General features: G+C 43.7%; 9 protein-coding genes. 3 read left to right on the forward strand and 6 right to left on the reverse strand.

The window, feature by feature from the left end; all coding sequences use genetic code 11:
* Position 1: 1 nt before the first annotated feature.
* The 3 genes from ATH1_RS0108755 to ATH1_RS0108765 all read right to left on the reverse strand — a co-directional run bounded on the left by ATH1_RS0108755 (position 2) and on the right by ATH1_RS0108765 (position 2,890).
* Positions 2-607, reverse strand: coding sequence for a bifunctional nuclease family protein (locus ATH1_RS0108755; RefSeq protein WP_010420323.1), 606 nt, complete (start codon positions 605-607; stop codon positions 2-4).
* Positions 608-917: 310 nt separating this feature from the next.
* Complete coding sequence (locus ATH1_RS0108760) at positions 918-1,904, reverse strand: hypothetical protein (protein WP_010420324.1); 987 nt, start codon at positions 1,902-1,904, stop codon at positions 918-920.
* Positions 1,901-2,890, reverse strand: coding sequence for a lysylphosphatidylglycerol synthase transmembrane domain-containing protein (locus ATH1_RS0108765; RefSeq protein WP_029164044.1), 990 nt, complete (start codon positions 2,888-2,890; stop codon positions 1,901-1,903). Before ATH1_RS0108765 ends, ATH1_RS0108760 begins: the two co-directional genes overlap by 4 nt.
* 703 nt (positions 2,891-3,593) lie before the next feature.
* On the opposite strand from ATH1_RS0108765, the gene rsmA reads away from it, so the two are divergent.
* Both rsmA and mgtE read left to right on the forward strand, forming a co-directional pair.
* On the forward strand, positions 3,594-4,370 hold the full coding sequence (gene rsmA / locus ATH1_RS0108770) for a 16S rRNA (adenine(1518)-N(6)/adenine(1519)-N(6))-dimethyltransferase RsmA (protein ID WP_010420326.1): 777 nt from the start codon (positions 3,594-3,596) through the stop codon (positions 4,368-4,370).
* Between the two features lie 40 nt (positions 4,371-4,410).
* Positions 4,411-5,775 (forward strand): magnesium transporter, encoded by a 1,365-nt coding sequence (gene mgtE / locus ATH1_RS0108775; protein ID WP_010420327.1) that lies wholly within the window; start codon positions 4,411-4,413, stop codon positions 5,773-5,775.
* A gap of 124 nt (positions 5,776-5,899) precedes the next feature.
* On the opposite strand, the gene ATH1_RS0108780 is transcribed toward mgtE, so the two are convergent.
* Entirely contained in the window at positions 5,900-7,573 is a 1,674-nt protein-coding gene (locus tag ATH1_RS0108780) for an arabinan endo-1,5-alpha-L-arabinosidase (RefSeq protein ID WP_010420328.1), read from the reverse strand.
* Between the two features lie 172 nt (positions 7,574-7,745).
* Between ATH1_RS0108780 and ATH1_RS22595 the strand changes: the two genes are divergently transcribed.
* On the forward strand, positions 7,746-7,925 hold the full coding sequence (locus ATH1_RS22595) for a hypothetical protein (RefSeq protein ID WP_081467435.1): 180 nt from the start codon (positions 7,746-7,748) through the stop codon (positions 7,923-7,925).
* Positions 7,926-7,941: 16 nt separating this feature from the next.
* On the opposite strand, the gene ATH1_RS0108785 is transcribed toward ATH1_RS22595, so the two are convergent.
* Both ATH1_RS0108785 and ATH1_RS0108790 read right to left on the reverse strand, forming a co-directional pair.
* Positions 7,942-9,717: a RagB/SusD family nutrient uptake outer membrane protein gene (locus tag ATH1_RS0108785; RefSeq protein WP_010420330.1), complete on the reverse strand. Its 1,776-nt coding sequence runs from the start codon at positions 9,715-9,717 to the stop codon at positions 7,942-7,944.
* Positions 9,718-9,739: 22 nt separating this feature from the next.
* Positions 9,740-12,937, reverse strand: a complete 3,198-nt coding sequence (locus ATH1_RS0108790) for a SusC/RagA family TonB-linked outer membrane protein (RefSeq protein ID WP_010420332.1) — start codon at positions 12,935-12,937, stop codon at positions 9,740-9,742.
* Between the last annotated feature and the right edge of the window lie 46 nt (positions 12,938-12,983).

The raw sequence follows: 12,983 nt of genomic DNA on the forward strand, positions 1-12,983 counted from the left end.
ATTATTTTTTACGTCGTTTTATTTCATCTCTTATTTCGGAAGCTTTTTCATAGTTTTCCTTTTCTACAGCATCATTCAGCATGTCCTTAAGCTCCTGCATTGTCTTGTCTGCCAGAGGACTACGGGGGCCGGCACTTGTTTTCCCCGAAGATTTTTTTGATGCTTCTGGTGTTGGTTCGTCCTGGTCGCCGAAATCTAAAACGATACCTGCTTTTTGCAATATCTCTTCATAAGTATAAATGGGACAGTTGAAGCGGAGTGCCAGTGATACTGCGTCCGATGTTCGCGAATCTATCCTGACGATTTCATCATTATATAAACAAACCAGCTCGGAATAAAAGATGCCTTCCTCGAGTTTGTAGATAACCACTTCGATGATGTCTATTTTAAAGGCACGGGCAAAATTCAGAAATAAATCGTGTGTCAGCGGTCTTGGAGGCTCAAGTCCCTCCAGTTTGATGGCTATCGACTGGGCTTCAACAGCTCCGATGATAATGGGGATTCGTCTTTCGCCTTCCTCTTCGGCAAGTACCAGGGCATAAGCTCCTGATTGTGTTTGGGAATAGGATAAGCCTAATATGTTGAGTTTTATTTTTGGTTTGTCCATAAATAAAGGATTTCTACATTCACAAATCTCTTCGTAATCAGATTAAACAGGGCCTGCCGGTAATTTCGCCAAAATTTTTCAAGATGTGTTTCTGTTCAGAGACTACCAGCTGCAAGCATAGTGCAGCAAGTGGCATTTTAAGGACAGACACTAAATAACAAATATAGAAAATTGTTTTGACAAATTGGATATATACTGTTTTGTCCTTTCCGGATAAGTTAATCACAACTTTCGATTAGGTTAATCAGAATGTCTGATTAACTAATCGCTTTAAAAGCTGCAATTGGCAGGTGATTTTTGGGCTAAAGCCCTATGTCGGCGTCCTGTAATAACGGCTTTTTAAATGTGTCAAAGAGTAACGGACAGGTTGAATCAAAGCTGGTGTAACAGCAGGCAGGGCTATGTTGAAAAACCAGATAAACATGGTGGCTAATACTATTCCGGGCCCGGAAACAGCCGTTTCGCCAAAAATGAACAGTGCAATGGCAGAACGTATTCCCACGTCTCCCGCTCCGAGTGATGGCAGGAAGGTAATGGCTCCGTAAAAAAGGAAAACCGGGATAAAGCCTAATGCTGTCGAAGGTAATCCGAAAAAACGAAGCAAAATTATGAACTGTAGAGAAAAAACCAGATACCGGATTAGTGTTAGCGTTCCGACATATAAAATATCTGCAACTGTAAAATATCTGAACACTTTAAATGCCTTCGTGATTTTTGCGTATACCCTGTTCCCGGCAATAATTTTCCATAGCAACACGATCATCAAAATCAGAATTATGATGGAAAAGATAACAATGGAACTATCGATGGATGAATAATAGCCCGAAATGGTATCAAGGTATTTATCTCCGGTTTGACCGGCCAGTGCTATTGCATAAAGTGTGAATGCGAAAATAACCACATTCTGAAGAATACTTCCGGCAAAGGAAAGCAAAATAACCCGGGGACGCTCTTTTGACGCGAAACAAGCGGCTTTCCCTAAAGGGTCACCAGTGCGGGCGGGAGTAATAAGTCCCAACTGGATACCTTTAATGACCTGTTTCAGTGCCTGCGAAAACGGAACGGAAGCAACCTGGCGGACCAGTAACTGCCATCTTCTGGTTTCCAGCCCGAGATTGATAAACATTAAAAAAAATACCAGCACCAAAACTTCCGTCAGACCGGAAAAGTTTTGCCGGAGGAAGGCTGAAAACGCAGGCCATTCTCTGAATGTCCACATTCTGTAAGTCACCCAGACCATAGTGATTATGGAAATACAGGTGGTCAGTATTTTCTTTCCCCGAATATGTTTATTCATTTCACGGTTTTACTTTTATTTACGAGAGGTATGGCAATAAGGGAAAGCAATCCCGTTACTACAATCATTCCGTTGAGCGAACCATGTACCAGAAGAGCAAAAGCTGCAGCTTGTGTGCCTTCGACACCGAAAAACAGCAGCGTGGAAATAACCAGAAAATGCCACGGCCCAATTCCTCCCTGAACAGGCGCTACCATCCCGAAGCTCCCCAGCACAAAAACGGCTAGTCCTGCCCCCGGGCCTAAGTGGCGGGTGAAGGGAAAACCAAAGAAACAGACATAGATCATCAGAAAATAGAGCACAAAAATCAAAATCGTATGAATGAAAAACATCGGCTTGTTTTTTACATTCCTGTATGAGAAAAGACCTTCCTTGAATTTTGCCCACAGCTCTTTGAGTTTTAAAAATATTTTTCCGCCAACGATTTTTTTCCTGAAAAGCACGATCAAAGCTGCCAATAACACAACAGAGATATAAAATTCCCATGAAGAGAGAAAATCCGAGATGCGTGTCAGTTTTATTTTGTTTTTTACGACGTCTACAAATACTCCGTATTGTAATATTACCACAAGGACCAGCGATAAAAGCAGCATAATCATGTCGAGTACACGTTCAGTAACTACTGTCCCGACGAGTCTGGAAAATGAGCTTTTCTCGTAGCGACTCAGGACAGCGCATCTGGAAATTTCTCCCATCCTTGGAATGGCCAGGTTTGCGAGGTACCCTATCATAACAGCCAGGAAAGTATTGAGAAGACCCGGCCGTTTTTCGACCGGCTCAATAAGCATTTGCCAGCGGATGGTACGGCTGATGTGGCTTAAGAGGCCCATTACCAGCGAAAGGAATATCCATCCGTAACCAACATCCTTTTTAAGTATATCGGTCAGCTTTTGAGGATCCTGATCCTTATAAAGCCACCAAAGAATGATTAATCCTATTGAAAGAAACAGGAAAAACCGGAGCCCTTTACTTATTATTTTAGTCATCTTGTATTGGTGTTTTCCCATCTTTTATTGACGAGAAGGACATTTCATATTACGTTTTATTATCAATGAAATGAGCATGACAAAGTTTGCCGCAAACGGACATGTATAAAATTCAATCATGCTCGTTTCATCCGACCTTAATAATTAAATTTTATACGGATGAAAATGGTATAAGAAGCATTTTTTGTCAAAATCAAGGTGTTTTTAATTTTTACAGCATAGCAAAGCGGTTGTTAATGAGGATTTATCAGTACAAAATTTGTCTAAATTATTGGTCTGATGGGACTCACGATGAATTGTAAGATCGGCGTCAGCCAATTTTGTTCATGCCTTTTTGAAAATTTGGCCCTCCAAAATTCATGTTTGTTTCAAAAATTTTAAACAAAGAGTTTGTCAACAAAGATGCTTTTTAGATCGGACTAATCAATAGACCGTTAGATTTCTATATGTTAGATACAAGGTGATTCATCAACAGTGATTGATAGTATCTATCGTTTTGACCGGGAAAGACAAAATGTCGGGGAGTGAAAGCTTTTTCCCACATAAAAAGTCTTACCTTTGTGTCACAAACAAAATGCAATTTTACAAAATACGGTTCTTTTGACCAAAAGTTTTGTTGTCCACCAATAAGTGGGTCCTCATGGAAAATGGTCAAAATCACCTTTTAGCAGTGTAATCATCAATTTGTTTGCGATCATGGAAGATGAAGAGAGTCAAACCCAAGAAATACCTCGGACAGCATTTTCTCAACGATCAGCATGTGGCCATGCGCATCGTGGAGAGTTTGCCCCTTCCGCCTTATCAGGTGCTTGAAGTAGGGCCCGGCATGGGTGTGCTCACTCAATATCTTTCCAAAATACCAGACATCGAACTTTCCCTTGTTGAGCTGGATGACGAATCCGTTAACTATCTTCATCAAAATTTTCCGGGGCTTGCCGGAAGAATAATTTCTGCCGATTTTTTAAAACTTAATTTATCCGATCTTTTTACCGGCAATATCTCAATTATCGGCAATTTTCCCTACAATATTTCAAGCCAGATATTCTTTAAGGTTCTTGAATACCGCGACCAGGTAAAATATGTTACCGGAATGGTACAGCGCGAAGTGGGGCGACGAATAACTTCCGCACCCGGTGGAAGAGAGTACGGGATTTTGAGTGTTTTGATGCAGGCATGGTACGATGCCGAATATCTTTTCACGGTAGATGAGCATGTGTTCAGACCTCCTCCCAAGGTGAAATCGGCAGTTGTTCGGTTTACCAGAAACGGGGTGACGGATATCGGGTGTGATGAAAAAATGTTTTTAAGAGTGGTTAAGACAGCTTTCAACCAACGAAGAAAGACTTTACGCAACAGCTTGAAAAGTTTTGGTCTGAATGAACAGATAGCTGCCAACAGTGACTTGTTTCAAAAACGACCGGAACAACTTGGTGTGGAAGAGTTTGTCAGACTTACAAAGATGATTGAGTCCTCTGTGTGAACGTTTTGTTGTTATTTGTAGGATGCTAAAACCAGAGGTTATGGCCAATTTTGAACTTACCAGAGAATTTGTAGATGAGCTGAAGAGCCTGATTGAGAATCAGGATAACGAAGCAGTTTCAGAAATTCTTGACGAGCTCCACCCGGCAGATATTGCCGAATTGTTCGAAGAGTTGAACATCGAAGAAGCGAAGTATATCTATTTCTTACTCGACGATGACAAAGCGGCAGATGTCATAATCGAACTGGATGAGAACGATCGTTTAAGATTTCTTGAAGCGCTCCCGAGTGAGGTCATTGCCCGCAGGTTTATCGATAAAATGGACTCCGACGATGCCGCTGATGTCATATCGGAGCTTGATCTGGACCGCCAGCAGGAAGTTCTCTCATATATCGAAGATGTTAATGTTGCCAGCGATATTGTTGATCTTCTTAATTATGAGGAGAATTCAGCAGGTGGATTGATGGCTAAAGAGCTTATCAAAGTCAAAGAAAGCTGGAGCATTCCTACCTGCCTGAGGAGTATGCGTCGTCAGGCCGAAAATATCGATGAGGTTTACTACGTGTATGTTGTCGACAATAACGGGGTGTTAAAGGGAACTCTTTCGCTGAAAAAGGTTCTTTTGAGTGCGAGCAATAAGCTGGTAAGCGATATTTATAACCCCGATGTTATTTCTGTAGGCGTAGATGCCACGGCCGAGGAGGTAAGTAATATAATGGACAAGTACGGGTTGGTTGCCCTTCCTGTTGTTGATCCGATAGGCCGGCTCGTGGGCCGTATCACCATCGACGATGTGGTGGATTTTATGCGCGAAGAGGCCGGGAAAGACTATGCACTGGCTTCAGGTATCACGGGCGACGTGGAGTCCTCAGACAGTGTCTGGTTGTTGACACGGGCCAGAGTGCCATGGCTTTTTATCGGGCTGGTTGGTGGATTGTTTGGTTCACGCGTTGTAGGAAGTTTTGAGGGAGTGTTGGACGTTTATCCCCAATTGGCGTTTTTTATGCCGCTTATTGCTGCCATGGGCGGTAATGTGGGGATACAATCATCGGCTATTGTTGTTCAGTCGATTGCAGCGGGCACCATGGGGTTGGATTCTCCTGTTAAAAGAATTTTGAAAGAATTCAGCGTTGCGTTCCTGAATGCAACACTTTTATCCACACTGGCCTTTGCATACAACTCTATCTTAGGTTCACCCGAGGCTTTGACATTAACTGTTTCGGGCGCCATGTTCTCGGTGGTTATTTTTGCATCTGTATTTGGTGCTGTGGTGCCGCTCTTCCTCAATAAAATAAAAATAGACCCGGCTGGTGCAACCGGGCCTTTTGTAACAACACTGAACGATATTATCGGAATGGGAATTTATTTAACGATTGGAACATACTTTTATCAGTGGTTGACGTAAGAATAATTGAGTGCAGTATAAAAAGCATATTTTTGTCAAAATTAAAACAACAACGAGTTTGGCAACAAAGATGCTTTTTAGGCCGGGCTCATAATTTCAGCAGTTGACGGTCTATTGTCAATAACTATTTCTTTTTACCCCAATAGGTCGCATTTAGATTTTTTTCAGTTCCGGCATATACTAAAGTTACGCGGCGTGGGGATGCTTCCCAATCGACTTCGCGTTCAACGCAAACGATTACGTCACCCAATGTTAGTTGCTTTTTTGTTGAATCGTAACTCCAGTTGCCTGTCAGTGCACCCGACATAGTACCGTCGGCATTAAGGGTCAGAGAGGAAGCTGTATTTTGTTGGCCATATTTGTATTCAAGATTAATGTGCTCCCATGTGCCTACAAGGGAGTCTTTGGTTATAGTGCCGTAATCGGGTACGGCTGCGTAACGTTCGGGCAATGCTATAGGCCACAGGTTATCTGGCTCGCTTTTAGAGGCCGGACACCATACAATGCGACGTACATGTCCCATCATAATGGCATTGGAAACGGCGATGCCAGGTATGTCTTTAGGCAATCGTCCCTGCGACATGTAAAACCATTCGTCGGTATCTTCCTTTTTGAAAATAGCACAGTGTGATATGCCTACCCATCCATGGCTTAGATTGAATTTGTATGGATGGGTTACAATCGGGTAGCAGTCCCCCTCTCCGTTGGTAAAGTTGCGACCGGTGATGTCGTAGTATGGCCCGTCGATGTTCTCGCTTCTGACTACTCGCGTGTTGTATGGAACGTCAAGTGCATCGTAGGCCATGAACAGATAGTAGTAACCATCTTTGTAAATTATTTCGGGAGCTTCGCTGGCCTGCCAGCGCGAGGAGGCTGAGCGGGTGCCGATTCTTTTACCATACCGGGCCGTGAGCTCACTTACACTGTCGGCATAAGGTTCGCCGAGGGTATTGACAGGTTTACCTGTAGTTGCATCCAGTTCCAATAGCGCGAAGCCGCTATGCCATGAACCATGTATCAGGTAATGTTTTCCTTCCGGAGTTACGATATAGGTGGGGTCGATGGCGTTGTAGTAAAAATAGGCGTTCCAATCCCATAAACCGTCGCGACTGTAGTCAAGACCACGGTCTGATGACGAAGTGGTAACAAACCCCTTATCTTCCCATACTGCCCCGGCCGGATCGGTCGATTCACACATGCCGATAAAAGCGCGTTCCGTCCAGCTTCCGTCAAAATTGGCTTCAGTATTGGCTTTGCCCGATTTAATATAGTTATCGATAATGATACTGTAGTACATTCGCAGGATATCTTGTCCCCCAACGTTAACCCGGCGTACTACCGGTGCCCAGTAACCGTAGTTAATGTCTTCTTCGGGAATGGCTTCGAGCCCCATGCGCGAACGGATGGCGTTGAGTGAGTCGGCTACCCAGGATGGCGGATCGTAAAAGGGCCCGCCTACCCATTCCCAATTAACGAGGTCGGTGGAGCGTTTGCCCTGAAAGTGACCGTGTCCTTCGTGTACGTTTCCATACGAGGCATCGGTGCCGTACATGTAGTAATATCCATCATAGTAGGCAACCGACGGGTCGTGAACGTTTGCGAGGTTCCATTTGTTGCGGTCTGACCACGAGGCAATATCTGAATAGTCGTCGTCGTAGGTCGGAATGGTGAACTTCGTTTCGGTCTCCGTCTCTGTCTCAGTATCGGTCGCCTTAGGTTCAACCTCATCGTCTTCACAACCTGAAATCGACAGAGCGATCAGGCTGATTATAAAAAGCAGAAAATATTTCAGTCGCATTAGTGTTTTATTTATTAAAGTTAGTGATGTTGTTAGTGTGGATTTTTGATCCTCATTTTGATTAACAGGAAAAGTTGTTCATATTAATAATTCAGGATTACCACCCGGCTATTGCCGTTTTGCCCTGCAAAGAGAGTCGCGTTAGTGGGTTTAAAAGACTTCCTTATCGACTATTGAGTGCAGTCTAAAAAGCTTTTTGACCCCTAAATCCCCTAAAGGGGACTTTTTCAAACTGCTGATTTTTAGCAGTTCCCCTTTAGGGGTCAGGGGTAAAAATGTTAAAAATCAGCAGTTTGAAGGCTTTTTATACTGCACTCACTATTATTTTCTAAAGTCGATAAGGAATCTCTAATATAAACGAATAATGGTTATTCCAACTCTACAACAGGATGAATATTCCATTCTTCTCTGAAAGCTGGTCCGTTATCTTCATTCTTGTTGGCCGAATTACCCTCAAGATTTGGATTGGCATTAAGAGTAGACTGATATATTGGGAGATATTCATGTCCCTTATAATAGTATTGAAACGATGAAGCGCTGGCGGTTTCGGCGGTAAGCTCCTCAGTGTTAACGATAATTTCGTCCTCTTCGTTTTTTGGAGCTAACTTATAATAACCATGTTTAATCAACTGGTTCATACGACCTTCATCGTAGAAGAAACCCCAGCGGATTAAGTCGATACCACGTCCGTTTTCGCAACCGAATTCTTTCGGACGTTCAACGTTTGCTATTTGCTCAAAAAGATGATCAGCAGTAGGGAAGTCCTCAAGCTCAAGGTCCGGTAAAGCAACACGACGACGTACCTGATTAATGTAATCAATTGCCGTTTGGTTGGGGCCATTGATTTCATTTTCGCATTCTGCTGCACGCAGTAAAACGTCGCTATAACGCATGAGGCGCAGGTTAATTCCACAATGCAATCCGTTCGTTATTGACTTGTAAAGGTTGGTTCTTGCGTTGGTCCATTTAGCTATTGAGATGCCTCCCTGTGAACTGTTTGACAGGGGTGTTTCAGTTATCTCTTGTTGATAAACAATGTTGTTACGCGGATCCCCGTTGGGATATGCTGCAGTATTTTGGTCGGTATAAGTGTTATACTCCTCCTCGTAGGTTACAAGGGTCCAGTATAAACGAGGATCCAGACGGCCATCTGTGGAGGTCTCTTTTTTAAACAGGTTATACAACCAAACTGATCCGGCCAGGTCACCCCAGCTACCCAATTGCTGAGATGCGTAATTGCTTTCTATAGCATGTCCCTGAGTTGCTTCCGGGCTTATGTTTACCGGAGTCCACTCTTCGTCGGTGCCACCGGTACCATAGTCCATAAACTGGACTTCGAAGAGGCTTTCAGCGTTGTTTTCCGTATCTTCTCTGAAGTTGTCACCATAGTCGTCCATCAATTCATAATGTCCGTACTTACCGGCGATGATGTCTTTCAGTATGGTGTACGCTTCTTCATATTTATGACGGAACATAAGCGCACGGGCCATATATCCGGCAGCAGCACCGCATGTAGCACGCCCCTGAGCCCATTCGCCGCCTTCATCACGTGAAGGAAGCATTTGCATAGCTTTCGAGAGGTCAGTTTCTATTTGGTCGAACACCTCGTCCTGAGTATTGTTGGAGGCATACATTGTGTTGATGTCAGAGTAAGCTGCATAGTCTGTAATCAATGGCACAGTCTGGTAATATGTAGCCAGATGATAATATGCCAGAGCCCTGAGAAAGAGGGCCTGTCCTGCTATCTGGTTATAAGATTCTTCCGACATATTAACACCGTCCACTTTTGACAATACAAAATTTGTTCGGTTTACTACATGATACAGGTCGCGCCATGGCCACAAGTCACCTATTTCGATGGTACCCGGAGAATTGAGGTTATCGTATTCCAAATACCATTGTTGGGAAGAGTTCCATACTTCGTCAGCACGGACAGCATCTAAAGTGTAGCCAACACGGGCAAATGTACCTTCAAGGCGTATTCGGTTGTAGCACGCGATGATGGCTTCCTCAAGTTCTGATTCCGAATCGCCAAAATCGTATGTGGTCTGATTGTTCGGGTTTACAACATCGAGCTCGTCCTCGCATGCTGTCAGGCTTCCAATAAGCGCCAATATTATAAGGAATATATTTAAATTTTTCATGTTAATCTTATTTTTGATTGTTTTAGAATGACATGTTTACTCCAAACATTACAGTTCGTGGTGTTGGATACGATGCATAGTTATAACCGGGAGTGAATGTGCCTCCGGCGAAGTCTACATTGTAACCCCTGTAATCGGACAATGTAGCCAGATTTTGACCTGAAGCGTATACGCGTACTCCGTGAACATAGCCACCAAACCACCTGTCAGGGAGGTTATAGCCCAACTCAATGTTGGCAATTTTCAGATATGATGCATCCTGAATGAAACGTTCGCTGAACATATCGTTGGTGATTGAACCTGTCGATTTGTATGCAACGCGGGGCACATTTGTGTTTGTGTTTTCCGGTGTCCAGGCATTCAACATATCAACGCTCTTATTAAGTGAACCATAAGAGTTGTGCAGTGTTACGTCAACAAAATCGACAGCTTTGAAACCTGCTGCGCCAAATGTGGATATGCTTAAGTCAAAACCATTCCATTCTACACGCGCATTCAGTCCGAAATTAACGTTTGGTATGCCGCTCCCCAGGAATGTTCGGTCTGCGTCGGTAATTTCACCATCGTTGTTGAGGTCGGCATAGGCAACATCACCCGGTTGAGCGCCTGGTTGATTAATATATTCACCTTCGACATTGACGCGGGTGTCGATTTCTTCCTGCGACTGGAATATGCCATCGTAAACGTAGCCATAGAATTCTCCAACTTCACGACCTACCTCTGTGCGAGAGTAGCCATCGGTCCGGGGTTCGCCCGAAACACCTAACTTTGTTACCTCATTGTTGAGGGTAGAAAAGTTTGCAGAAATGTCATATTTAACAGCGTGTTGACGGTTCCGATATGAAAGCAGGAATTCGAGACCTGAGTTTTCCATTGTTGCTGCGTTCATTGTTACCGTTGTGTTGGTAGAACCTGCACTGGCCGGAACTGCTACGCTGTATAGAAGGTCTTCTGATGTTGACTTATACCAGTCGAAAGTAAATTCCAACCGATTGTTGAACATGGCGAGGTCAAGGCCAACGTCAGTCGTCTTTTTCTTTTCCCACCTGATGGCTGTATTTACATAGTTTGATATCGCGGAACCTGTAACCTTGTTATTTCCAAAACTATATGTGTAATTCCCTCTCGCCATAACATCCATGTATTGGTATTCGCCTATGTTTTCATTACCAAGTTCTCCATAACTACCACGAATCTTTAACAGACTGATCGTTGAATTGGGTACCGGGAAGAAGTTTTCACGATCTATACGCCAACCTGCCGATACAGATGGGAAGAAATCCCATCGGTCGTCTGAAGAAAGACGGCTTGAACCGTCACGACGTACTGTTGCCGAAAGAAGGTATTTCTCGTCGAAGTTATAGTTGATACGACCGATATACGATGCCAATACGTGCTCGCTTTCATACGTTGATGATGAAGTCTCCTCTGCATTGTTTACTTGCAGAAAGTATGGCTCCGGCAGAGTTATACCTGTGCCGGTGAGCGTGTGATAGGTTTCGCGCTGAAATGTTTGACCAACAAGCGTATTAATGTGATGGCGTCCCAGTTTACCGTCGTATGTCAGAGTGTTTTCTATAAGTCCATCGGTATAGTTACGATAGCCCTGGGTCAGGTTTTCATTGCTCTTTGCTAAATAGTTTGTGGTACTCTGTATAAATGCGGGAACGAATGTAAAATCCTTCGCCGTGGTTTTACTGTACGACAAGTTAAGATTATAATTCAGTTTGTGATTGTTACTCTCTTGCCCAACCATCTTTATGAGATCGATGTTTGCAGACCCTGAGCCAACAAAGCGGTTGACCTTTGTGTTTCTTTCTAATAAATTATTAGTGAGCAGAACGTTTGTCACACGCAAGTCGCCATGAACATCATCATAATAGGTGCCATAACCATAAGAATCATAGTGGTATTCAGATGCAGCTGGAATTTTATCATCGAGCACCCATGTCGACTCATCATAAGCCTTTATGGTCGGAGGTGTAATGAGAGCCGAAGCCATAACAGGATATTGTGCACCATATAGCCCCTGTACGTACTCGTTGGCGTTGCTGAGCGCCATATTGTCCTGATCGCTGTGGCTATACACTAAGTTTGTCTTTATTTCGATAAATTGAACGCTCATGGTATTGTTGGCACGGGCAGTGTAACGTTTGAAGTTAGGGCCTGCACCTTCGATTGTCCCTTCCTGGCTATAGTAATCAAGTGCAAAGTTATATGTATTGTTGGCGCCGCCTCCCGAGAAGTTGATATTGTGATTCTGACGAATTCCGGTTTTGAAGGCTTCGTCCTGCCAATCTGTGTTAACTACATTGGGATCAATATATTTTTCGTTATTGGGATCGTATCCGGCAGGAACATCCATGCCACTGTTATTGTATGCCATAGTTATGTATTCACCATATTGTTCAGAATTCATAACATCGTAAACACCTTCCTGCACCTGGTCTATTCCGACATAGCCTTTATAGTCTATTTTTAGAGGTTGATCTTTTTTACCTTGCTTCGTTGTGATGATCACCACACCGTTGGCAGCACGTGATCCGTAGATTGCGGCCGCAGAAGCATCCTTTAGTATCTGAAGGGTTTCGATATCGTTTGGCGAGAAGTCGCGAATGGATGTACCCATTGGTACACCATCAACAACGTAGAGAGGGTCTGTACTACCAAACGAACCTATACCACGAATGCGTACAATAGGGTCGGCTCCCGGTTGCCCGTCGGTTGTAATCCGGACACCGGCTGCTTTTCCCTGTAGCATTGTTGAGATGTTTGAGTGTGATACTTTTTTCATCTCTTCAGTATCGACGACGGTAACTGAACCTGTAAGGTCAACTTTGCGTTGTGTACCGTAGCCGACTACCACTACCTGGTCGAGTTCTCTTATATCCGAAACCAGTGTGATGGTGCCGAGATCGGTTTTACCTTCAACACTTACTTCAGTACTTTTATATCCCACAAAGGATATTACAAGCGTGGCATCCGAAGGAACAGACAAAGAGAAGTTACCATCAATGTCGGTAATGGTACCATTGGTTGTGCCACTTTGTTGTACGGTTGCGCCCGGTAGCGTTTCCCCGTTTTCGTCAATGACTTTCCCTTGTACTGTTATGTTGTCTGTCTGAGTCATTGGTATCTGGCTGCTATTACCGGTGCTTTCTGCATAAGATGCAGGCTCGAGGGCCAGTAGTACCAACAGGATTAAATATAGATATTTCATTGGTATAAATTTAATTAAGTTATTGTTCTGATGGAACTCGTCCCGT

The organism is Anaerophaga thermohalophila DSM 12881, assembly GCF_000191885.1.
GTDB classification, from domain to species: domain Bacteria; phylum Bacteroidota; class Bacteroidia; order Bacteroidales; family Marinilabiliaceae; genus Anaerophaga; species Anaerophaga thermohalophila.